Below are 24,104 nucleotides of genomic sequence, written 5' to 3' on the forward strand. Positions count from 1 at the left end.
GGCTATTTGTTTAGGTTGGTTAAAAGTTCATTTACAATTTTAAAATCGTCAAAATCAAAGCGTTTGCCGTTTATTTCTTGATATGTTTCATGTCCCTTACCGGCAATTAAAATAATGTCGTTTTCATTTGCCATTTGGCAGGCAGCCTTAATTGCCTCTTTTCTATTAGTAATAGAGAGGGTCCGATTATAATATTCCGCAGGAACCCCTGTTTCCATTTGCTCGATAATTTTCTCTGGATCTTCCGAACGGGGATTATCACTGGTAAATACAGCCTTGGTGCTTAAAGATGCGGCAATCTTGGCCATTTCTGGACGTTTTGTGGTGTCCCTATCTCCGCCGCAACCAACTACGGTTATCAAATCTTCATTGCCCGACCGAATGCTGTTTATACTGTCCAATACATTTTTCAGTGCGTCTGGGGTATGGGCATAATCGACAATCACTGTAATCTTATTCCTTGAAATTGAATATTGAAATCTGCCCGCAACACTATCCAAAACGCTCATTAAGCGAAGGATTTCAGCAGTTTCTAATCCTAACAGTTCTGCGGTAGCATAAATAGCGAGTAGATTGTATGCGTTAAATCCTCCAATCAATTTCACCCAGAGTTCCTGATTGTTGATCTTGAGCAATTGGCCATTAAACTGGCTTTCCAAAACACTTGCTTTGAAATCGGCATAAGTTTTAAGAGCGTAGGTATATTTTTTTGCCTTGGTGTTTTGAAGCATCACTACTCCGTTTCTGTCGTCAACATTTACGAGTGCAAAAGCGGATTTTGACAGGTTATCAAAAAATGATTTTTTTACATCCCGATATTCCGCAAAATCTTTATGGTAGTCCAAATGGTCGTGGGAGAGATTTGTAAACACCCCGCCAATAAAATTCAAAGCCTCTGTACGTTTCTGATGGATTCCGTGTGAACTCACTTCCATAAAACAAAACTCGACACCAGCATCTACCATTTTACGTAAATACTTGTTTATTGTAAGGGAATCTGGAGTAGTATGTGTGGTTTTAAACTCCTTGTCCCCAACCATAATTTTTACGGTGGAAAGCAACCCTGCTTCCATTCCAGCTTTTTTAAAAAGTTGGTATAAAAGTGAGGCGATAGTGGTTTTTCCATTAGTACCAGTTATGCCCACCAATTTTAATTGCTCGGATGGATTGTGGTAGAAATTGGCAGCCATTATAGCTAATGCCTTATGGGAATCGTTTACCTGCACATAGGTAATCCCATTGATGATATTATTGGGTAAAGTTTCGCATATAATCGCCAGAGCCCCTTGATCGGTGGCCCTGTTGATAAACTCATGACCATCAGAAATAGTTCCTTTTACTGCAACAAAAACATCATTCAAAGAAATTTTTCGAGAATCAAAATGTATATCGTGAATGGCCACAGAAGTACTGCCCACAACTTTCTCTAGGGTAACCTTATATAATATGTCTTTTAGAAAGATCACGATAGATTTAAAACAATTTGTTGTCCCTTTTTTAATACTTCTCCTGAGGGTAAGGATTGTTTAATGACCGTACCATTTCCGATAACCTGGACTTTTAATCCAAGATTCTCCAGTAATGAAACGGCGTCCATTCCTGCCATTCCCTGAACATTAGGTATAATATCCTTTGCTTCTTGTAACTTTGAGTAATAGCTTTGAAAATCCATTTTAATAAGGGGATTCTCTATGGATTCCACATCTTCTACAGAATCCATACTTCGCGAATCGGTAAAGATTTTTTGCGCTATTCTCTTAAATACAGGTCCTGAAACATCTCCTCCATAGAACCCTTTTTTTGTGCTTGGTTTATGGATAATTACAATACAGGAATATTTAGGATTCTCGACAGGAAAAAACCCCGCGAAAGAAGATATGTAACGACGATTACTGGCCCAGTCGGCCATCCAATATTCAGCCTGTGCGGTTCCCGTCTTACCAGCCATTGAAAAATCAGGGGAATAAAGGGAACGTCCTGTCCCTCGTTTTACGGTATTTTCAAGTATGGTCTTGATTTGGGCCAAGGTTTCGTCTGAACAAATTTTTGGATTAATGACTTGAGTATCATACACGGTAACCTTTTCGTTCCATACCCGTACTTCCTTTAGGAATCTTGGTTTGACCATGACCCCGTTGTTTGCAATGGCATTGTAGAAGGTAAGGGTTTGCAATGGAGTAAGACTTAAATTATATCCATAGGACATAGAAGGGAGAGCGTTCTTGCTCCACTTTTTACCGCCTGGTTCTGGTATCATAGGCTCACCTTCCCCTTTAATGGCTACCCCTGTTTTTTCATTGAGATGCCAACTTTTAAGCCTATTGATAAATTTGTTTGGGTTTTTGGAATAGTTGTCGTCAATAATAGTGGCCAGGCCTATATTGGAAGAGACTTCCAATGCGCGGGCAGCAGAGATTTTTCCAAAACCACCTCTATGGGAATCCCGGATTGTTCTACCATAAAACATTTTAACACCATTTCCCGTATCGATTACGGTACTGGTATCAATAACCTTATCTTCCAGCGCCGCCATTAGGGCCATCACCTTAAAAGTGGATCCTGGCTCGTGGGATTCACCAATAGCATAGTTCAGTTTTTCGTAATACATACCATTTGAAGTGCGGCCCAAATTTGAAATTGCCTTTATTTCGCCGGTGGAAACCTCCATCACGATTACCGAACCATGTTCAGCTTCGTAATACTCCATCTGCTTTAATAATGCATGGTGGGCGATGTCCTGTATATTTACATTTATTGTAGAAACAATATCGTACCCATCCTGAGGCTCTACTTCATTATCATCGTAAACGGGCTTCCATTGTCCAGCTGCAATTTTTTGCTTTAAACGATGCCCTTCTTTTCCGGTTAAAAGATCATTAAATGCACCTTCCAATCCCACGGAATAATAGCCTGGACGATCAAAAGATTCATCTCCAACCGTGCGTTGTGCAATCTTTCCAATCGGGTGTTCTCTAACGGTGCGCTGCTCTACGATAATCCCTCCGCGATATGGTCCCTTTTTGAAAAGCGGTAGGTTTTTAACAGCTATATAATCTGAGTAACCCAGATTTTTTACAATTAACAAATAGCGGTTTTTATCGGCTCGAGCTCTTCTCAGCATATCCTGATAATAGGTAACCGATTTTCCAAACATTTTGTTCAGACCCTCTGCAAGTGGAAGTAAATTTTCTTTGAAGTCTTCTTCGGAAACGGTTACGGCATCAAAACGGATATCGTATTTTGGGACAGAGGTAGCCAATAGGCTGCCATCGTCAGCATAGACATTTCCGCGACTAGCGGGAATAACAAAATTTTTAACGGTATTTTTTTCGGCAAGCTCCCGGTATTTATCGCCATCAATAAACTGTATGTTCATCAACTTGACACTTATACCCAGAGCGAAGATGAACATACATCCTGCTATGATGTATAACCTGTTCATTATGTTTTTTTCTTCAATGGCCATTTGGTTGATTGTCAGTTGTGGTTTATTATTTTATTAATTTGATGCTATCCGTTTTTCTTCACTTCCCTTTTCTCCTATTATTCTTATTCTTTTTGGAGGCGTAGAGGATGGCTGCAAACCCTTGCTTTCCAAAGCAGAAATAATTCGACTTTCCATTTTGGATTGCATTAACCGCATCCGGATATCGACATACTCACTTTTTAATTCTTTCACTTGTGCATTTAGTTTTGATATCTGATGCACTTTCTTATCCGCAGTATGAGAGCTGCCTATCATTATCAAAGCCAGTAGCGACAGAAAAACGATAAAACGCCAATTCTTAAGGGCGTCATCGCTTACCAAAAATTTTCCTTTTATAATATTGTAAAAGCTATCCTTCATTTCTACAAAAACAACAATTCGGAAATTTTAATTCCCAATTAGTAATTCTATATTTTTTCGGCAATTCGAAGTTTGGCACTCCGCGCCCGATTATTCTGCTTTATTTCCTCATCAGAAGGAATAATAAATTTTCCTACCGCTTTAAATGGTACGTCCACTCTTCCAAAGACATCTTTTTCGGCCTCTCCCTCAAACAATCCATTCCGTATATAGCGCTTTACCAACCTATCCTCAAGCGAATGGTAACTTATCAAACTAATTCTTCCGCCAGGCTCGAGCACATCATTCGTCTGGAGCAAGAATTCCTTTAAAGCCTCTAGTTCCTGATTAACTTCAATTCGAATGGCCTGATATATTTGGGCCAATATTTTATTCTCTTTATGCGCGGGCAAAAACCTACTGAGAACTTTTTTAAGCTGTTCGCTAGTCTTGATTTTCCCATCACTTCTCGCCTCAACTATAACCCTTGCCATAGCGGGTGCACTTCTCAGTTCTCCATAATTGGCCAGCACGTTTTTTAGCTCCTCTTCATCATATTTATTGACCACGGTAAATGCCGAAAAATTACTGTCCCGGTTCATCCGCATATCCAAATCAGCCTCAAAGCGTGTGGAAAACCCTCTTTCTGCAACGTCAAATTGATGTGACGAAACACCGAAATCCCCCAAAATGCCATCAACAGTCTTATACCCGTGAAACCTGAGAAAGCGCTTCATCAACCTGAAATTCTGATTGATCAATAAAAATCTTGAATCCTCGATAGTGTTCGCTAAGGCATCTTTATCTTGATCAAATGCAATCAATTTTCCTTCCGGCCCCAATCGTTTTAGAATTTCTCGAGAGTGGCCCCCTCCACCGAAGGTGACATCTACATAAATACCGTTCGGTATTATATTGAGGCCATCTACAGACTCCTTTAACAAAACTGGATTATGATATTCCATTACCAATGATGTTTTTGGTTCCCATCACTTCCTCTGCTAAATCGGCAAAATCGTCTGAAGCGTCGTCGATTGCCTTTTCATATCTATCCTTATCCCAAATCTCAACAATGTTTATTGCCGAAGAGATTACCAACTCCTTATTGATTCCCGCAAACGAAAGCAAGTCCTTTGGAATCAATAACCTACCGGAGGAATCCAGCTCTACAATCCGAACGCCAGCGGTAAACCTTCTTATAAAATCATTGTTCTTTCGGTCGAAACGGTTGAGTTCGCTCATTTTTTGCATAAGCAAATTCCACTCATCCATCACGTACATCTCAAGACAGGGTTGAAAAACAGCACGCTTTACCACAAAACCCTCGGACATGGCGGGCGCGAGTTGTTTTTTCAAAGGAGCGGGGAGCATAACCCGTCCTTTTACATCCGCCTTGCATTCGTATGTGCCTATGAGATTGAGCATTGTGAAACTTCCTTGTTTGCAAATTATAGTTTCAAATATATATAACTTTCCCCACTTTTTACCATTTTTTCCCACTTTGTTGATAAGTTTTACCACCAACTTCCACTTGCAGGTTTAGCGGCTGTGAAAACAAAGGCATATTTTAAATAGACCTTATGAAATAAATTTGTTTACTTTTGTTTTCTTAATCGCACCAATCAAAGGATGTCGGAGAAAATAAAGAAAGAGGGAAAATTCTCATATTTAGAAATTGGCGAAGGGACCCCCATTATTGTCCTGCACGGTTTAATGGGTGGGTTGAGCAATTTTGATGGAGTGGCCAACTTCTTTCCACAAAAAGGTTATAAAGTTCTTATTCCCGAACTACCGATCTACAAGATGTCCATCCTGAAAACCACTGTGAAAAATTTTGCCAAATATGTGGCACAATTTATCGAACATTTGGGCTATGAAGAGGTGATTCTCTTGGGAAATTCCTTAGGTGGCCATATAGCATTACTCTGTACAAAGCTCTATCCTGAACATATAAAAGCCATGGTAATTACGGGCAGCTCGGGGCTTTATGAAAGTGCCATGGGCGAAAGTTACCCCAAACGTGGCAATTACGATTACATAAAGCAAAAAGCAGAAAATGTTTTCTACGATCCTGCAATCGCGACGAAAGAAATAGTGGATGAGGTTTATCAGAGTGTAAACGACAGAAATAAGCTTATCCGGACACTGGCAATTGCCAAGAGCGCCATACGCCACAATATGGCGAAGGATTTGCCGAAGATGCATACCCCAACATGTATAATCTGGGGAAGGGATGATCACGTTACTCCTCCCGATGTGGCAATAGAATTTGATAAACTCTTACCCGATTCCGAGCTTTTTTGGATAGACAAGTGTGGGCATGCCGCGATGATGGAACATCCAGACGAGTTTAACGAAATACTATATGCTTGGCTGGTAAAGCGAGGGTTTTAGATTTCAAGTTTCAAGTTTCTAAAAAATGTGTTTTTTCCACTCAACTGCTACCTCCTACCACCGATAACTCGATAAAAAAATGCAGATAAAATCGGCAGAATTTGTGATGAGCAACAGCAAGGTAGACAAATGTCCCAAAGACCGGCTACCTGAATATGCATTTATTGGCCGTAGTAATGTGGGTAAGTCTTCGCTCATCAATATGTTGATGGACCGTAAGAATCTGGCGAAAACTTCAGGAAGACCCGGAAAGACACAACTTATAAACCATTTCCTGATCAATAAAAATTGGTATTTGGTGGATCTACCAGGTTATGGATATGCTCGGGTTTCAAAAAGCGTAAAAAAGACTTTTCAACAATTTATCACGGATTATTTTCGTGAACGGGAACAAATGATTTTGGCCTTTGTCCTGGTAGACTCCAGATTGGAGCCACAACCAATCGATCTCGAATTTATGGCATGGCTGGGTGAAAATGGTGTTCCCTTTAATATTATCTTCACTAAAGCAGACAAACTTAGGCCAATGGCTTTAGACCGAAATATCAAGGCCTATTCAGAAAAGATGTTGGAATCATGGGAGGAAATGCCCAAATATTTTATCACCTCCGCCAGCAATTATATAGGAAGGGATGAGGTCCTGAATTATATAGAAACATTGAATACACAAATGTCCAATTCAGATTTTCATTAATTTCCCATCTATCATGAGATTTTATCTGTTTTCTATTCTGTTATTCCTATTGTCCTCTTGTGCCCAATCCGAAAAGTCAGAAGAATTCTTACAGCCTGCTTTTCAGAAATATACCGAAGAGCAAGAGCGAATAATTGAAGAATATAGCAAGCAATGTGCAAATCGACATTTCTATACCTTTGAAATGAATGGATATCAGGAATGTCTGGATAGAGGTTTAGAAAAGGATAGTACCATTTCTTATTTATGGCAACAGAAGGCAATGCCTTATTTCAAAGCCAGGAAATATGAAGTTGGAATGCCTTTTTTAGATAAGGCAGTTAAATACAACAGACGAAAATATTTAGCGTATAGAGGATTTATCAAATGTATTTTCTCAAAGAGATATGTAGAAGCCATTGAAGATTTTGAAGCGGCAATTGAGATGGATGGAAATAGTTATGAGATGGACCATACCTACAAATTTTATATTGCTCTTTCCTATCTACAATTAAACGAATTTGAAAAAGCGGAAAAATTATTTGCCGAAGATATTCGAGATCAAGAGAGCAAATTTGAGGATGGTGCCCATTTTCTGGATTTGTTCTACTACGGAATTACAAAATATGAATTGGGAAAATGGGAAGAGGCCGTTGAACAATTTGATAAAGCTCTAGAAACCTACCCCACTTTTGCGGAAGTCCTCTTATATAAAGGAATATGTTTAGCCCGATTGGACAGAGAAGAGGAGGCGGAAGCAGCTGTAAGACTTGCTAAAGAGGAGGGAGATAAAGGAAACACTTTTAATGAGGACAACGCTATTTATGAGATGTATCCTTACCAGTTTAAATGGAAAAAACACAACCATTAAGGTAGTCATACCTCTTATAAAATATTCAAAGGGAACTTAAATAATAAAGCCGATCCTGAAAACACTTCAGAACCGGCTTTCTTTTTACCCGCGTTTCAATTCCAATTTTTCTGCAAAATAATCGCAAAAATCGCGCATAGTGTCACTCATTTTATCATCGTTGGTGGCACGTTGAAAAGTATCTGCCATCGCAGTTAAAGTCTGGTGGAAAAAAACCTTCATTTCATCAAGAGGCATATCCTTTGTCCACAGATCTATACGCAGAGATTCCTTATTTTTGTGGTCCCAAACCGATAGCATTACTGCTTTGGTTGCTTCATCCGTTACGCCACCATCTTCGGCGGTCCATTGAATGGAATTTGGGATTTTATTTTCGTCAAGAGCTACCTTGAGTTTTATTTCAGATGTATGTTTCGTCGCCATTACTTTTTAGGTTTGTATTTTGAATTTTTAAATATTTCATCAGCATCGGTTATCATGAGTCTTTGAACTTCTACTGAATTGTTTTTCATATAAGACCTTACTATTTTCCAACCCAGATAGCGGCCTAACATTCCAGGAGATTCGTTATCTATTTCCAAATAGAATTTCGAAAATGGTGCAGGATTGATAAAACGCGCCCCCAACTTTGGATTGGTATCGTAGAGCAATTCATTTTCAATAAAATATCGCCACATATATAGTTCGTTTTCTTCTGCCCACTTGTATTCCTCTTCACTGTAACCAATCTTATCAGCATCCGAAGTATTTGGCAGCCACAGGTCTTTTAGATATAGCTCTTTTCCATAATAGATTATCTGGCTTAAAAATGCAGCATTTTTTGGCGGTTTTATATAATTCATCGCATATGCTTCAGCTACATCTGGACCAATTCTCGAGGGTTTCATTTCCTTACTGATGTACAGATCGATTCCGGAATAAAATCGGTGCTCACTTCCCAAATAATTGTCTAGGGCAATAACCAAGATGCTGTCTGCCAAAAGCACTTTATTCCTATAATCAACATCAGATGTGGCGGTAACTACTTTCGGAGTATCAAACTTTGGGAAATAGTATTTTATATGCTGAAACAAGGGCACAAGAATATCTTCCAATTTATCATTGTTGGGAAATTTTAGGATTACCTCTTGTTCCAATTCCTCCTGAAGAGTATCAGTCATCTTTTCAATCCACAAACTATCTTTATACTGTCTTGGAAAGAAAAGAGGATATTGCGACTTTAACTTAGGAAGATCTTCCGGCTTCGTAGCAGCAAAAATTTTATCAAAGCGGATTATTTCAACATTCATCGGGATTTTTTCAATCTCCCTCTCCACCTCACTTTGATTATTGCACGAAAAAAAGACTGTCGCGAGAACCAATAAAAAGGAACATCCCAAAACCGTCATTCGGTTCTTTTTCCAATAACCAAAACCTGAAATAAAAATTTTCATCAATATATTTTGTTGTGGTAATATCCCTTCCCGAAGAAAATTCAAGGGTTGGCAAGGATTCCTTTTTTTAATTTTATCTTTAAACTTTATTGTTGCGCAAAGGTACTTCTTAGTTTTGAAAATAGCCATGGCGAGCGGAGCTAAAACTCTAGTAAGTTACACGTGAATTCAAAAAATAACGAATTAAAAACCAAAGCATATTAAAATCAAAAAAATGCAGACCAAAAAAGTAATCGATTATATTGTTAACTGGCTCAACTCTTATGCTAAAAACGCGGGAGTAGAGGGTTTTGTTGTGGGAATTAGCGGCGGAATAGATTCCGCCGTGGTTTCTACTCTCTGTGCAAAAACTGGATTACCCACACTTTGCGTAGAAATGCCAATTCACCAAGCTGAAAGCCAAGTAAGTCGTGGCCGCGAACATATTGATTTTTTGATGAGTGGATATCCCAATGTTCAAAAAACCGAAATAGATCTGGGTTCCGTCTTTGATGAATTCCAAGCTCAAGTACCGCAAGATGCGAATGAAAAATCATTGCATCTTTCTCTTGCCAATTCCCGTGCACGTTTACGGATGACAGCCCTTTATTTCCTTGCAGGGATAAAGCATTATTTGGTTGTGGGAACCGGCAATAAAATAGAGGATTTTGGGGTAGGATTTTTCACTAAATACGGTGATGGGGGTGTGGATATAAGTCCGATTGCGGATTTGGTGAAAAGTGAAGTATTTGAATTAGGACGAGTCCTAAATATTCCTGAATCTATTTTAAAAGCGCAACCTACCGATGGACTTTTTGGTGACAGCCGTTCAGACGAAGATCAGCTTGGGGCCAATTACGACGAATTGGAATGGGCGATGAAAGAAAAGGAAAAAGGTAGTTCAAGTTCGGGTTTTTCCGGACGGGAAAAAGTGGTATTTGAAATTTATTCCCATCTTAATAAAATAAATCAGCACAAAATCAAGCCTATTCCTATTTGTGAAATTCCTGAAAATTTAAAATAAAAGCTAAGATTTGTATTTTGAATTTGAGAAATTAAAGAACGCGATTCAATTTGTTTGACAGGAGTTTTTTAAGTCCAATATATGCAACTATTTCTTGAAGGCTTGCCTCCTTATCCTCTTCTACATCTTGTTTTAATGTCTCAGACAGCTCATCAATCTTTTTGGTAACTAGAAATCTGCGAAGACTCAGAATTGTTTCGCTTACAATCTGCGCGATCGTTTTATCCTTTTCCTTGACATAAATTTGCATCCTATCCCACTGATGCAAAGTATAGCGTTCATCTTCCATTAAAATATGGGTTACTCCCGAAGCAATTTCGGGATCTAATTGGTTTACAAACGACTCCGATTTCGAATCCGGATTTTCAACAAACCGCTTAATGATTTCTGAATAGATTTTCTGGAATTCTGGATTTGTGAATTCAATTTCATCTTCTTGAAGATCTAAATAAATCTTCTCAAATACCCGCGAACGATAGATTTCAGGTGTAAGATCCAGTCCGCCCCGTTCGTCGCTCTCTATTACCATTTCTTCAAATTCTTCCTCCATATCCCCATAGAGCACCAATAATTCAATCAGCTTTTGTTCCAATTGAAATTGAACATCCACTTTTTTAGCTGGCATTTTTTCCGAGGAAACAACTTCAAAGGGTTCAGAAGCTTTTTCTTCCTTCACATTTCTATCCTTACGTTCTTTTCGCAGCAGTTGGGCTATGGAATTGAAAAGTACCTGTTCGGAAATATCCATAATATGTGAACATTCCTTTAGGTAAACCTCCCTCTTAATAGCATCGGGTATTTTGGCGATACTGGCCACCATATCGTGAATGGTTTCCGACTTTTTTATGGGATCGTTTTTAGCATCAGCAGCGAGGAGCGAAGCTTTGAAAGTGATAAAATCCTTGGAATTCTCTTGTAAATAATGTGTTAGCTCCTCTAAAGAATTCTTTCTTGAAAAGCTATCGGGATCCTCACCTTCAGGAAAAGAACAAATCTTTACGTTCATTCCTTGTTCTAGGATAAGATCGATACCGCGCAGAGATGCTCTAAGCCCCGCCGCATCTCCATCAAAAAGAACGGTAATGTTTTTTGTAAGTCGGTTAATAAGCCGAATCTGCTCTGGTGTAAGCGCGGTTCCCGATGAAGAAACCACGTTGTGGATTCCGGTTTGATGAAATTGGATAACGTCTGTATATCCCTCTACCAAATAGCAATTATCCTCTTTGGAAATACTTTGCTTGGCATGAAAAATACCGTAAAGCACTTTACTTTTATGGTAGATATCACTTTCGGGCGAGTTCAGATATTTGGCCGCCTTTTTATCTGAAGTAAGAATCCGGCCACCAAAACCGAGGGTGCGCCCGCTCATACTTCGGATTGGAAACATCACTCTTCCCTTAAAGCGATCAAACATTTTTGTTGGCGAACCTGTTGAAGTATCTTCTTTTACAATAGATAGTCCCGTTTTCTCGAGGAACTCTAGCTTATAGCCTTTTTTGATGGCGTGCGTGGTAAAAGCATCCCAAGAATCTGGAGAATAACCAAGTTCGAATTTTTTTATGGTATCATCCGTAAATCCCCGTTCCTTAAAGTAGGAGAGCCCTATTGCCTTTCCTTCCTCAGTCTTTAATAAGATATTATGAAAATATTCCTTGGCAAAATCGCTGACCAAATATAAACTTTCACGCGAATCGGCTTCTTCCTTTTGCTCTGTAGTTTGTTCAGTCTCCTCTATTTCAATTCCGTACTTTTTGGCTAAAAACCGAATTGCTTCCGGATAGGTGAAATGTTCATGCTCCATTAAAAATGAAACTACATTTCCACCTTTTCCACTACTAAAATCCTTCCAAATCTGTTTAACGGGTGAAACCATAAAACTAGGAGAACGCTCATCTGTAAATGGACTTAACCCTTTATAATTGCTCCCAGATTTTTTTAACTGAACAAAATCACCTATTACCTCCTCCACTCGGGCAGTTTCAAAAACGTTGTCTATTGTGGTTCTGGAAATCACGGGGTTCTGGGTTTTTGTGATTCGGGGTTTGGGAATCGGGATTTGTTTCGGTAAAAATAGGAATATAAAAAGGAAACCTACGGTTAGATATTATGAGTTATGAATAATGAGTTTAATGATTATATGAGTTTGAGTTTTGTACATTTCTTTTTTCTCTTTTATATTTTTCTATTCCATTTTCTTGTTTCTTGTTTTTCGTCCATTATTTATAATCCATAATTCTGAATTCCTAATTCTGAATTGTTTCCCGTCTAATCAAAATCTAATCGGAAGCCAAGAGATAAAAGATTTTTATCAATGGGCTGGTTTTCAAACAGAGGCGATAACTCATATTTGGCAAAAAGACTAAAGGAGCCATAGCCTACATAGGCTCCTACGCCATATACGAAATCAGTTGTGTTATAATCTCTTTTTATTTTTTGCTTTACCTTTCTACCATCCTCCCTGTACTTCAATTTTTGCATTGTTTCAATATTCAATCCACCATAACCTCCAAAACCGATTTTAAATTGTTTTTGAGTGGAAAACCGTATATAATTCTGACTTTCAATTTTCTTTGATGGTCCTAATTCAAAATATACTGGAATCACGATATTTGTAAATCGCACTTCGCTTTTTCGGAGTTCGGATGGAAATTGTTCCATAGTATTGATACCGTTGTTATCCACTAAATACGTATTATCTCGAGGAGTTAATTTATTCCATTCAAAACCCAAACCATATTTTATTCTCAGGAAATTGGACTTTTTAAAAACCCGGGTTGTTTGGCTTATCCCAACTTCAAATGAAGTGGATCTTCCTACGGAAACATCCGTATTTCCATAAGAATTATCATCATCAACCAGATCCAATAATCCCCAAGTGAGGTAGACACCAGTTTTAGTACGAAAATCATATACTTCTTTCTTTTCCTTTTTTCTTTTAACCGAGGTTTTTATTACAAAGTCATTCGCATCTTCATCCCAACCCACGTAAATACCGGTTTTGGATTCCTTTTCCTGATCTCCATTTCTATCTGCCAGTTCAAGCGTGTTCTTCAAAATAATTAAACGATTTTCAATGTTCTTGGCGTGTTTTTCGGCAGCCTTATTTTTTAAGGTATCAGCTTCAGTTTTTGAAATTGAACCATTCTGCAAACGGTTGTTTATTTCTTCCACCTCAACTTTTAGCGCCTCTCTTTCATCTTGGATAATTGTCTCCTTGGCTTCCGTAAATTGTTGATCTTTAATTTGATCAGTGGTCTGTTGGGCGTATGAATACATACTAGAAATAAGGTAAAATGTAACGGTCGTGATTAATATGGATAGAGATTTCATAGTATTGATTTTTATACGGTTAGTAGTAAATTTATTTGATTTTAGGATTTATAAAAATTGAGGTTAATCGTTTCGCTGTGAAATAGCGGTTCGTAGTTTTTGATAGCCTTCGCCGAAAGCTTCGAAAACCTTATCTCGAAAACTTTTTTCTAATTCCCATTCTGCCTCATCCAACAAGGCAGCAGCGTCAATCCTTGGGCTATTAAGGATTTGATGGGTCTGAATATTCCGACGTGCATTATGTAAAAGTCTATCTACTTCTTCGGAAGATGTTTCCTCATTTTCAACTATAAGTGTACCTGAAGAGACAATTTCGTCAACCTTCGTAATGATGACAATATCTTTTTGCTTTACGGTTTCTTCCGTTGATTTTTCTCTCTTTAATCGATCTTCTTGTGAAATAGCTAATGCTTCAATCTTTTTAATTTTTTTATCTATTGCAGATTGCTTAATATGAGGGGAAGGTTTCAATTCCTTGTTTCGTATAGAATCGGATTTGCTTTCAGCTTTATCCTTCTTCGTATTGCTTTTACCTTCTATCCTCTCCTCTGAGCTTGGGATTATTAAGGTATTTGTAACCGTTGGAAGTTCAGATTTGTGTGGATCATTTTCTATTACCAGACTGTTTTCCCCCTCAAATGAATTCTGATTAAAGAAAATGGAAACCGCAACGAGCAAACCAGCCAAACTGGCAGCAATATAATACCAGGTTTTTGATTTCTTTTTAGGTTGTTTTTTGTCCAACTGGGATTCTAGTTTTTTCCAAGCATCATGAGAAGGCTTTATCTCCCTATTTTCCAACTTCTCACGGATGTTATTTTCTAGGTTATAGGCTGCCATAATTAATACTGTTTTGATTATTCAATTTTTTCTGAAGCATTTTCCGTGCTTTAAAGAGCTGCGTTTTTGATGTGCTTTCACTTATTTGAAGAAGCTCGGCAATTTCGCTGTGTTTATAACCCTCAACGCCGTAAAGAACAAAAACCGTTTTATAACCCTCGGGAAGTGCATCTATCAAACTTTGAATCTCAGCTTCTTCCAATTCAGTTTCGATATAGGTGGAATAGTCACAAGTATTTTCAATAGTTTCATTGGATATAAAGTTCAATTTCTTTTCCTTCCGAAGTTGGGAAATACTTTCATTGACCATTATACGTCTAATCCATCCCTCAAAACTTCCCTCATTTTTAAAATCGGATAGATGTGTAAACATTTTTAAAAAACCCGCCAACATAACTTCTTCCGCCAGATCGGTATTTTTTATATACTGTCGGCAAACTCCCAGCATCTTTGGCGAGAATATATTGAAAAGCTGATGTTGCGCCTGACGGTCGCCCCTGGAGGCCTTTTCAATCAATTTGGAATAGTTTTTATGCAAGTTGATAATTTTCAAAACACACTTCGTTGTTTGGGTCTCTATTTTAATAGACGCTCGGTTTCGGAAAAAGGTTGCCTGTTGAGAAAAAAGTTTCTGGTTTCAGGTTTCAGGTTGAGATTTACGTGGTAAGTGGTCAGTAATGGGTAAAATTCAGAATTGAGAAATATTTACTTTTTTCTGGAGATTACGTAGTTTACCATAACTTCAAGGGATTCCTTGTATGGCGAATCGGGATAGGTGGCAAGGAGCTGGAGAGCTTCCTGTTGGTATTCTTTCATTTTTCCTACGGCATATTCTAGACCGCCATTCTCTTTTACGTATGCAATGACTTCTTTTACGCGCTTCTTATCCTTGTTATGATTTTTAACCGAATTTATAAGCCATTTATTTTTTTCTGGAGAAGCGTGATTGAGGGCATATATTAAAGGAAGGGTCATCTTTTGTTCCTTGATATCAATACCGGTTGGTTTTCCGATATGTTCATTTCCGTAATCAAAAAGGTCGTCCTTAATTTGAAAAGCGGTACCAATAAGTTCCCCGAACTTTCGCATTTTTTCAACCTCTTCATCCGATGCCATAACAGATTGAGCGCCCATAGCACAACACGCGGCAATAAGGGTGGCGGTTTTTTGTCGGATGATCTCAAAATATACTTCTTCGGTAATGTCTAGTCTTCTAGCTTTTTCAATCTGAAGTAGCTCACCCTCGCTCATTTCCCGAACAGCGACGGAAATAATCCGTAATAAATCGAAATCACCATTGTCAATAGAAAGCAAAAGACCTTTCGACAATAAATAATCGCCCACTAGAACAGCGATCTTGTTTTTCCAAAGCGCATTTAAGGAGAAGAAACCACGTCGGCGGTCACTATCGTCCACCACATCGTCATGAACTAAGGTTGCTGTATGGATAAGTTCGATTACAGAAGCCCCCCGATAAGTCCGTTCATTAACCTCTCCATTTCCCGTCATTTTTGCAATAAGAAAAACAAACATGGGCCGCATCTGTTTCCCTTTTCTATTTACAACATAATGTGTAATTCTATTAAGTAGCGAAACCTTGGAAGACATGGAGTCGGAGAACTTTCTTTCAAAAAGCTCCATCTCTTTTTCAATTGGAAGTTTGATGCGTGAAACTATCTTCATAAAGAAATCAAAGATAAGTAAATTGGCCTAGTGATTTTTGTAATCTAATTAGGATGATCCAAAAGAAATGACCCTCGGGTTATAAGAGTAAACTTTAAATTATTTCTGCTTATTCGCCAACTGCCCGCAGGCGGCATCAATATCCTTTCCTCTGCTTCTACGCACGGTAACCGGAATATGGTAATATTCTAGCCTATCAATATACTGTTGGGTTATTTCTGGAGCCGCTTGTTGAAAATGGCCATCGTCTATAGGATTATATTCGATAAGATTGACCTTGCAAGGAACGTATTTGCAAAACGCTACCAGAGCCTCAATATCTTCTGGTTTGTCGTTTATATCCTTCCAAACTATATATTCATATCGAATTTTTCTTTTGGTTTTGCTGTACCAATACTCCAATGCTTCCCGAAGATCGGTAAGCGTAAAGTTCTTGGCAAAGGGCATAATCTGCTCTCTCTTCTCCTGAATGGCAGAATGCAGGGAAACGGCTAAATGGAACTTAACCTGATCATCAGCTAATTTCTTGATCATTTTTGGAACCCCAGAGGTCGAAACAGTAATCCGTTTGGGCGACATTCCCAATCCTTCCTCAGAGGTTATCTTTTCGATGGATTCCAATACATTTTTGTAATTCATCAAAGGTTCGCCCATTCCCATATATACAATATTCGAAAGGGGCTTGTCGTGATATAATCTACTTTCGCGATCTATGGCAACCACTTGATCGTATATTTCATCTGCATTGAGATTCCGCATTCTTTTTAAGCGGGCAGTTGCACAAAAAGAACAGTCCAAACTACAACCCACTTGGGAAGAAACACAGGCAGTGGTTCTTTTATTGGTAGGAATTAATACAGATTCAACTATGAGATCGTCGTGTAATCTTACAGCATTTTTAATTGTACCATCGGAGCTTTTTTGAAGATGATCCACCTTGATGTGGTTAATTACAAAATTCTTGTCCAAATGTGCCCGGGTTTCCTTGGAAATGTTGGTCATTTCGTCAAAGCTATGCGCTCCCTTACTCCATAACCATTCGTAAACCTGAGTGCCCCGAAAAGCCTTGTCTCCAATACTTTCAAAAAAATCCTGAAGTTCCTTTTTTGAAAGTGCTCGTATATCCTTTTTTGCTGTAATCATGCTGCAAAATTACGGGATTTTATAAGAATAGCGATTAAGCAAAAGGAATCTTGTAAAAGACAACAGAAGAATTCAAGAGTTATGAAAAATATCGCAGAACCAGAATCAACGTTTAACGACTATTTTTTTGGTTATGGAATCACTACTGTCCTCATCCGTTAAGCGCAGAAGATATATACCTTCGTCAAGGTTTTCTACGGAAATAGAATTGACACTATTGTATAGTGTTCCCGCCTGCATTTGCTGTCCTATTATAGTGAAGAATTGGTAGGTAAGATGTGGATAGCTTGCATTTTTCACCGTAATGGTTGAACTGACGGGATTGGGGAATATCTCCAGTTCGCCCATAGGTGTAAAAACTGGTACGTTCAAGATATTCTGAAGGGTTTCAATAGAAGTCTGACCTGAATTTCCTGGATCCAACCAATCTTTTAATCTTGTTTCAGGACTGTAGCCAGAATCCCAGGATACTCCAAAACGTCCATAAATATCGTAGTTTTGGTTGTTTTCCGTTCCTACGCAGGAAGATTCGCCTGCATATAATTGTCCGATAATTTTTCCGCGTTCATTAAAAAGAGGAGAACCAGAAGAACCACTTTCGGTTGTTCCTAATTCCCACCCGTTTCCAGTACCGTGCTGACCGCCACCTATCAACCAGACTTTTACACCGTTGGCATTTATTTTTTCTGCGCCCGAGTCGTCCCGACAAATTTTCATTATATCTCCATTTGGATGGTGAATGCCCACTTCAAACAAAGGATCGGTATCGGAGTTATCCCATCCGGCAAATGCAACATCCCAAGAATCAGGGATATCATCATACAATTTAACCAGCGCAAAATCGCTTAAACCATTATTGGCCATGAGTTTGGCCCCACTTACCGTAAAATTATTGCGAAGGTCGCCACTATCCTCACCGGTACCACATACAGGCCTAGGACTCACCCAATTAAAACGGATAGACCAAAAAGAAGGATCGCTATTTTCTAAACAATGATTGGCAGTTAAGATATACGGAGTTTTATCAGCTTTGGTATTATTGACCAAAACCGCAGAACAGAGATAACCGTTCCCAAGATTTACAAAAGCAACGGATTTTTTTAATATATCCTTTTGCGAATCGAAATCGGGCCCGATAGGACAGTTTACATCATAATTGCAAGGGCCCGAGCCATTCATCCTGTTTCCCAGAGGATTTGTGGGGTTAATTTCGCCCATTCTATATCCGTGGATAATACTACCTATTTCCAACCGTGGTTTTGCAGAAGTTCCAGCCGCCTGAAAGTACTCTATCCAAACAGTATCCCCATTTATAAACCAGGTACCTAACCGATTGGATTCCCGATTTTGGGCGTTGGTGAAAGTTTGGGCCACGGTGGTTCTTTCATTATTAAATAATTGAAGTCTAGAACCTGGGGGAAGGAAAAAATCAGTGAAATTAATGCTTATGTTGAGCGCATTTTGAGATTGAATAACCACCTGCCAGATTTTCCCACCGTTTGGTAGGTCTGTCCAAAGCCCATCTTCATCCATATTCAACTGCAAGGAACGTTGAATGCCATAACGCCATGGAATACTTTTATCCAAATCGTTTATGCTATCCTGAGCCATAACCACACCCATATCCAATGGGTTTAGCTGAATAAGTCTCGGACTTTTGGACAAGGTGGTGCTCCAACTTTCAGGCATAGGATTACCCACCTCTTGGGAAAAGAGATTAAAAACAAAAAATAAAGAAAAGAAGAAAAGTATAATTTCTCTCATTATCTGTTGCTAAATAGGATACTAAGATAATTGATTATTTTCATAATTCGCAATCAGACGTCCAAAAATGAAAAATCCCGACTTTCATCGGGATTCTCATAAGTTGTAGTAATTAAAAATTAAATAATAAACATGGCATCGCCATAAGTATAGAAATTATATTTTTCTTTAATCGCCTCTGCATACGCCTCTTTCATAAAATCATGCCCAGCAAAAGCTGAAACCATCATCATTAAAGTTGATTTTGGCGTGTGGAAATTGGTCACCATGGCATTGGCAATACTAAAATCATAAGGAGGGAAAATAAATTTATTGGTCCATCCAGAATAGGCATTAAGACGGTGGTCTGTAGAAACAGCACTCTCCAAAGCTCTCATCGCGGTTGTTCCAACTGCACAAACTCTTCTTTTATTTTCGATTCCCTTATTTACGATATCTGCTGCCTCCTGATCGATGCGCATCTCTTCAGAATCCATTTTATGCTTAGATAAATCTTCTACCTCTACACTGCTAAAAGTTCCCAATCCTACGTGAAGAGTAACTTCTGCCATCTTTACACCTTTTATTTCCATTCGTTTTAATAGATGTTTTGAGAAATGAAGACCTGCAGTCGGTGCTGCGACGGCGCCTTCATTTTTAGCGAAAATAGTTTGGTAGCGCTCTGCATCTTCCGGTTCTACACTACGCTTTATATATTTTGGCAATGGAGTTTCACCCAACTCAGTTAATTTATTACGGAATTCCTGATACGAACCATCAAAAAGAAATCGTAAAGTCCGGCCTCTGGAAGTAGTGTTATCGATAACCTCGGCTACCAAAGACTCATCCTCTCCGAAATACAATTTGTTCCCGATTCGAATCTTACGTGCTGGATCTACCAATACATCCCAAAGTCTGGTCTCGGCATTGAGTTCTCTTAAAAGAAAAACCTCAATTCGGGCACCTGTTTTTTCCTTATTTCCGTATAAACGTGCTGGGAAAACTTTCGTATTGTTGGTGATAAGGACATCGTCCTCCTCAAAGTAATCTATTAGATCTTTAAAGATTTTGTGCTCGATGGTCTTATCCTTTCGGTTAAGAACCATTAACCTGGCCTCATCTCTATTTGGGGCCGGATATTCGGCCAATAATTCTTCTGGTAAATTAAAATTAAAGTGTGAAAGCTTCATTCCCTATTGCGTTTAGAACATTGTTTAAAAAGTGTGCAAAGATACGCTCTCGAACTAGGCGTTGTCAAGTAAATGCCTATTTATTATTTAATTCGGTCCATAAGCCTTACTGCATCTATGTTTGATAAAGTCACTTATTTGGACAAATCCTTTAAATCACAGTTTATACCTGTCATTTTTAGATCTTTCCAAAATTCAGGATAGGATTTTGAAACAACCTGGGCATCCTCGATAATAAGATCGGTCTTAACTGCCAGTGGGGCAAAAGCCATTGCCATTCTGTGATCTTCGTAGGTTTCTATAGAAGGGTTTGGAAGAATTCCGGAAGATCTCTCCAATTGTAAAGAATTATCATCTATTGTGATGACTGCTCCAAGTTTCGAAAGTTCTTTTTTTAAGGCTGAAAGTCTATCAGTCTCCTTTATTTTTAGTGTTTGCAGGCCTGTTAAATTACAAGCTATCCCCATCCCAAAACACGTTACTGCAATAGTTTGAGCCAAATCGGGTGTATTGGATAAATCGAGTGTTACTCTATTTGGAAGAATAACTTCTTGTTTGTAAAGATTTATAGAGTTTTCAGCCGTGTTGAAATCAGTCTGGACACCAAAAACCTTGTAGATTTCCGGCAAAAATGAATCTCCCTGTAAACTATCCTTGGAAAAGTGGCTTAAGGTAATCTTCAAATTTTCCGACAGTGCAACCAAACTGTAGAAATAAGACGCAGAACTCCAATCTGATTCCACAGCAATTTCGACCTCTTCAACTTTTTCAACGGGAGAAATAGTAATCTGATTGTTGTTTAAACTGGCCTTTACTCCAATTCGCCTCAAGAGAGACAAGGTCATCTGTATGTAAGCTTCAGAAACGGTGTCGCCATCTAAGTAAATTTTAAGTCCATTCGGAAGTTTCGGGGCAATAAGCATAAGAGCAGAAATATACTGGCTGCTTACATCGGCTGGGATGGTAACCTCATCGACTGTCAGTTTCTTTCCAGTAATTTTTAAGGGAGGAAAACCTTCATTTTCCAGATATTCAATATCGGCACCTAGATTTCTTAAAGCTTCCACCAAAATACCGATGGGTCGTTCGTGCATTCTCTGGCTTCCCTTTAAGGTAATTTCAGCACCTTCCATACTGGCGTAGTAGGCAGTAAGAAATCGCATAGCGGTTCCCGCGTGATGGATGTTTACCGTTCCCTTTAGCGTTTTAAGACTCTTTTCTAGAACTCGAGTATCATCACTTTCTGAAAGACTTTTTATACGAATATTTAAAAATAGAGACTTTAATATCAACAACCTATTAGATTCACTTTTTGAACCTCCGATTATGATTTTTCTATTCTGAACGGGAAAATCCCCAGAATGGAGAATGGCTTTCATCTCCGAGACTCATTTTCTTTTATTTTGGCACGGAATTTCCCGAAGGTCACGAAAAAACCATAAACTAATCCCGCTAATAGCAAACCGAGTATAAAGACCAATGGATCTCTTTCGGTGAAAAATGCAGTTGCAAATCCCTCTATGGCCCATTTTATCAATCCAAAAAGAATTGCAAATGCCAATGCCAATGAAATAACCGATTTCCAAAAACCCTTATGCCCTACTATCTTCTTAAACATCTCCTTTTAGTTTTTCATTATTATGGTGCCTATCGTGGTCGCGCTTTGTTTTGATATCCAATTTTTTCTGAAATGCCTTTTCAAGATCCACTCCCGTTTGATTGGCGAGACAAAGCACGACAAAAATAACATCTGCAAGCTCTTCGCCCAAATCTTTATTCCTGTCGCTTTCCTTTTCACTTTGTTCCCCATATCTACGGGCAATGATGCGTGCGACTTCCCCCACTTCTTCGGTAAGTTGTGCCATATTGGTCAGTTCGTTAAAATAACGAACACCATGGTCCTTTATCCAAGCATCTACTGCCTGTTGTGCGTTCTTTATATCCATTATGCTTTTGAAAGTACTATTTTTTCGTTTTCCTTCGCTATTAACAGCTCGAAAAATTTCTTTAAGCCATCGTAATCATTCGCCCCAATTAATGATTCATTAATCGCAAACTCCACAGAAAGCTGTAAATTATTTCCCGTTTGGGAGATTAGATATCTATAACTTCCTAAGTTTTCACCCCAACTAAAGGCTACATTTTCAGGTATTGATTCAACTTTATATCCTTCGGGTAATGCAATATTCACAATATAGCGATCCCTCAATGGAAATCCAAAATCTATGGGATATTCCCGTTTTTCAGCCTTAAAAGGATTTTCCTGGGTTGCCAAATATAACATAGGTGAAATATATAGTTTTCCAGCAACATTCTCTATTCCATGAGTTGATTCAAAATCGTATTCCAATGAAACGGGCTGACCCAATTTATCCAAATTTTCAAAAGAATGATTTGACAGTTCGGTTTGTTTCAGCTTTTTTTCCAACTCCTTAATTTGCGATTCAGTGTTTAGAATCTTGAATTTGGACCTATACTGAAACGCAAAATTACCCGTAAACCTATTCTGGGTTCTACCTCTTACAGATAGGTCGGGCTGAAGTGTTGCATTTAGCATCGTGCTTCTTACGGCGGGAATGTGGGATCGTAATGATACCCAAGTGGAAAAACCATCCTTTTTTATCAATCTACCATCTCCATTGATAACCGACGATTTTAAAACTCCTATCTCGGCATCCTTTTGCGTAGCATCAAGCAGAATTGTTCCTTTTGGTAATACAACCGATGCTATAACATAATTAAACCCATTAATTGTAGGGAACAACGGAATTCCGTGTGATTTTGTACTAATTAAAACCGGATTGGCATCTAAGTTGGCATATCGTAGCATTGCGACCAACATTAAATTTATATCCCCCACATTTCCAGAACCTTTTTTGTACGCGTTTTTAACACCTTCATTAGTATAGAAACCATTGTAACCATTCCAATTCATTTTATTTAAAACATAATAATATATTTTTTCGATCTTTTCCTCTGGCATGGTTACTCCGCTAAGAAGAGCATCGATATCCTTTTCAAAGTAATTATTCCTTTGCAATTCGGAACCAAATTCACTTCGGTTGTAAATAGTATTTGAAACATCTTCCCAGGTAGTGGCATATGATTTTGACGATCCCGGCATATTTATGTAACTCAACTCGAATTGAAGGGCAGTAGTGTAGTTGCTTAAATTCCCCGAAAAAGCTTCCTCTTTTAATGCAGGAACACTATTCAATTCAATTATGTATGAATTTTCCTTAAACCTTACTTCCCGAGATGATGTTTTTGGAATTCCTATTGCTCCAAACCCTGATAAATCTTGTGATGTCTGGTTAAAAACCATTACTCTTTCTCTGGTTTCTGTATCAATTTTAAAAGGAATCCAACCTCTTTGATGATTTTTAAAAATAAAGTATTCTGGAGATTTAAAAAGAACAGAAACCTTATCCACCGGAATGGTTTCCTGCAATCTAAATTCGTCAATACTCAGAATAAATGGGGAGGAGATGGAATATTTATACTCAATAATACACCCTTCCCGAACATCGGGCATGGTAATCTTTGTTTGGGTCAGATATTTGGTGGTTTTTTCCTCAAAAACACCATCATTTTGAAGTTTCACATCCCTCACCTTTCCGTCTTCGCTTAAATAATAGGTGTATCCCTTTAATCCACGCAATTTGTCCTCACTACTGGTATCTTTAAAAAGATCTACGGTTGCATTAGCATATTCAAAACCCTCTTTGGTATATATCTTTATACGTTCAAAATAGTCCGTGACCAAAGTCCATCCAGAATCTTGGCTGTATTGAAACTCTGACTTAGTTTCACGATAAAGTATTGCAGCATCTGCAGTGGGGTCTGTGGGATGTTCTTTCTGTAGAAGTTCGTCCTTAGAAACTTTTCCAAATTTATAATTCTGGGCATTTAGGACACCAAAGATGGCCAGAAATAGTACGGCGGTAAGGAGTTTGATTTTCATAACATATTAGA

The 24,104-nt window shown here is 38.5% G+C and carries 23 protein-coding genes; 4 read left to right on the forward strand and 19 right to left on the reverse strand.

Annotated elements, in window-relative coordinates:
* Positions 1–2 precede the first annotated feature (2 nt).
* Genes EI546_RS07620 through mraZ form a run of 5 tightly spaced genes read right to left on the reverse strand, consistent with a single transcriptional unit; the run spans position 3 to position 5,251 of the window.
* Positions 3–1,466, reverse strand: a complete 1,464-nt coding sequence (locus tag EI546_RS07620) for a UDP-N-acetylmuramoyl-L-alanyl-D-glutamate--2,6-diaminopimelate ligase (protein WP_128249984.1) — start codon at positions 1,464–1,466, stop codon at positions 3–5.
* Positions 1,463–3,466 carry a penicillin-binding protein gene (locus EI546_RS07625; protein WP_128249985.1) on the reverse strand — a complete coding sequence of 668 codons (2,004 nt, stop codon included), beginning with the start codon at positions 3,464–3,466 and terminating at the stop codon, positions 1,463–1,465. The genes EI546_RS07620 and EI546_RS07625 overlap by 4 nt, the downstream gene beginning before the upstream one ends.
* Before the next feature lie 33 nt (positions 3,467–3,499).
* Complete coding sequence (locus tag EI546_RS07630) at positions 3,500–3,847, reverse strand: FtsL-like putative cell division protein (protein ID WP_128249986.1); 348 nt, start codon at positions 3,845–3,847, stop codon at positions 3,500–3,502.
* Between the two features lie 47 nt (positions 3,848–3,894).
* The gene (gene rsmH / locus EI546_RS07635; RefSeq protein WP_128249987.1) at positions 3,895–4,791 is read right to left on the reverse strand and encodes a 16S rRNA (cytosine(1402)-N(4))-methyltransferase RsmH; all 897 of its coding nucleotides are present in this window, start codon (positions 4,789–4,791) and stop codon (positions 3,895–3,897) included.
* A complete protein-coding gene (gene mraZ / locus EI546_RS07640) occupies positions 4,778–5,251 on the reverse strand; it encodes a division/cell wall cluster transcriptional repressor MraZ (RefSeq protein WP_128249988.1) in 474 nt (157 codons plus the stop codon). The genes rsmH and mraZ overlap by 14 nt, the downstream gene beginning before the upstream one ends.
* Positions 5,252–5,455: 204 nt before the next feature.
* Between mraZ and EI546_RS07645 the strand changes: the two genes are divergently transcribed.
* The 3 genes from EI546_RS07645 (at position 5,456) to EI546_RS07655 (ending at position 7,764) form a co-directional block, all read left to right on the forward strand.
* Positions 5,456–6,220 carry an alpha/beta fold hydrolase gene (locus EI546_RS07645; RefSeq protein ID WP_128249989.1) on the forward strand — a complete coding sequence of 255 codons (765 nt, stop codon included), beginning with the start codon at positions 5,456–5,458 and terminating at the stop codon, positions 6,218–6,220.
* Between the two features lie 79 nt (positions 6,221–6,299).
* Complete coding sequence (gene yihA / locus EI546_RS07650) at positions 6,300–6,914, forward strand: ribosome biogenesis GTP-binding protein YihA/YsxC (RefSeq protein ID WP_128249990.1); 615 nt, start codon at positions 6,300–6,302, stop codon at positions 6,912–6,914.
* Between the two features lie 13 nt (positions 6,915–6,927).
* Complete coding sequence (locus EI546_RS07655) at positions 6,928–7,764, forward strand: tetratricopeptide repeat protein (RefSeq protein ID WP_128249991.1); 837 nt, start codon at positions 6,928–6,930, stop codon at positions 7,762–7,764.
* Positions 7,765–7,848: 84 nt separating this feature from the next.
* Here EI546_RS07655 and gldC read toward each other — a convergent pair whose 3' ends face one another.
* Entirely contained in the window at positions 7,849–8,187 is a 339-nt protein-coding gene (gldC, locus tag EI546_RS07660; protein WP_128249992.1) for a gliding motility protein GldC, read from the reverse strand.
* Complete coding sequence (gene gldB, locus EI546_RS07665; protein WP_128251564.1) at positions 8,187–9,152, reverse strand: gliding motility lipoprotein GldB; 966 nt, start codon at positions 9,150–9,152, stop codon at positions 8,187–8,189. Before gldB ends, gldC begins: the two co-directional genes overlap by 1 nt.
* Before the next feature lie 259 nt (positions 9,153–9,411).
* Here gldB and nadE point away from each other — a divergent pair, with 259 nt between their 5' ends.
* A complete protein-coding gene (gene nadE, locus EI546_RS07670; protein ID WP_128249993.1) occupies positions 9,412–10,200 on the forward strand; it encodes an NAD(+) synthase in 789 nt (262 codons plus the stop codon).
* Positions 10,201–10,231: 31 nt separating this feature from the next.
* Here the strand turns inward: nadE and dnaG are convergent, their stop codons facing one another.
* From dnaG to EI546_RS07730, 12 genes are all read right to left on the reverse strand, one after another.
* Positions 10,232–12,214 (reverse strand): DNA primase, encoded by a 1,983-nt coding sequence (dnaG, locus tag EI546_RS07675; protein ID WP_128249994.1) that lies wholly within the window; start codon positions 12,212–12,214, stop codon positions 10,232–10,234.
* Positions 12,215–12,465: 251 nt separating this feature from the next.
* Positions 12,466–13,530 (reverse strand): hypothetical protein, encoded by a 1,065-nt coding sequence (locus tag EI546_RS07680; protein ID WP_128249995.1) that lies wholly within the window; start codon positions 13,528–13,530, stop codon positions 12,466–12,468.
* 63 nt (positions 13,531–13,593) lie between these two features.
* Complete coding sequence (locus tag EI546_RS07685; protein WP_128249996.1) at positions 13,594–14,370, reverse strand: hypothetical protein; 777 nt, start codon at positions 14,368–14,370, stop codon at positions 13,594–13,596.
* Positions 14,357–14,923 carry an RNA polymerase sigma factor gene (locus EI546_RS07690; protein ID WP_128249997.1) on the reverse strand — a complete coding sequence of 189 codons (567 nt, stop codon included), beginning with the start codon at positions 14,921–14,923 and terminating at the stop codon, positions 14,357–14,359. The genes EI546_RS07685 and EI546_RS07690 overlap by 14 nt, the downstream gene beginning before the upstream one ends.
* A gap of 152 nt (positions 14,924–15,075) precedes the next feature.
* Positions 15,076–16,053: a polyprenyl synthetase family protein gene (locus tag EI546_RS07695; protein ID WP_128249998.1), complete on the reverse strand. Its 978-nt coding sequence runs from the start codon at positions 16,051–16,053 to the stop codon at positions 15,076–15,078.
* Positions 16,054–16,152: 99 nt separating this feature from the next.
* Positions 16,153–17,196, reverse strand: a complete 1,044-nt coding sequence (gene rlmN / locus EI546_RS07700) for a 23S rRNA (adenine(2503)-C(2))-methyltransferase RlmN (RefSeq protein ID WP_128249999.1) — start codon at positions 17,194–17,196, stop codon at positions 16,153–16,155.
* 105 nt (positions 17,197–17,301) lie between these two features.
* Positions 17,302–18,960, reverse strand: coding sequence for a T9SS type A sorting domain-containing protein (locus tag EI546_RS07705; RefSeq protein ID WP_128250000.1), 1,659 nt, complete (start codon positions 18,958–18,960; stop codon positions 17,302–17,304).
* Positions 18,961–19,079: 119 nt separating this feature from the next.
* A complete protein-coding gene (gene queA, locus EI546_RS07710; RefSeq protein ID WP_128250001.1) occupies positions 19,080–20,129 on the reverse strand; it encodes a tRNA preQ1(34) S-adenosylmethionine ribosyltransferase-isomerase QueA in 1,050 nt (349 codons plus the stop codon).
* A 134-nt stretch (positions 20,130–20,263) separates the two neighbouring features.
* Entirely contained in the window at positions 20,264–21,508 is a 1,245-nt protein-coding gene (locus tag EI546_RS07715) for a 3-phosphoshikimate 1-carboxyvinyltransferase (protein ID WP_128250002.1), read from the reverse strand.
* On the reverse strand, positions 21,505–21,747 hold the full coding sequence (locus EI546_RS07720; protein WP_128250003.1) for a hypothetical protein: 243 nt from the start codon (positions 21,745–21,747) through the stop codon (positions 21,505–21,507). The genes EI546_RS07715 and EI546_RS07720 overlap by 4 nt, the downstream gene beginning before the upstream one ends.
* Positions 21,740–22,075, reverse strand: coding sequence for a nucleotide pyrophosphohydrolase (locus tag EI546_RS07725; protein ID WP_128250004.1), 336 nt, complete (start codon positions 22,073–22,075; stop codon positions 21,740–21,742). Before EI546_RS07725 ends, EI546_RS07720 begins: the two co-directional genes overlap by 8 nt.
* On the reverse strand, positions 22,075–24,093 hold the full coding sequence (locus EI546_RS07730) for a DUF3857 domain-containing protein (protein ID WP_128250005.1): 2,019 nt from the start codon (positions 24,091–24,093) through the stop codon (positions 22,075–22,077). The genes EI546_RS07725 and EI546_RS07730 overlap by 1 nt, the downstream gene beginning before the upstream one ends.
* Positions 24,094–24,104: the final 11 nt, after the last annotated feature.

The sequence above is a fragment of the Aequorivita sp. H23M31 genome (assembly GCF_004022485.1).
GTDB classification, from domain to species: Bacteria; Bacteroidota; Bacteroidia; order Flavobacteriales; family Flavobacteriaceae; genus Aequorivita; species Aequorivita ciconiae.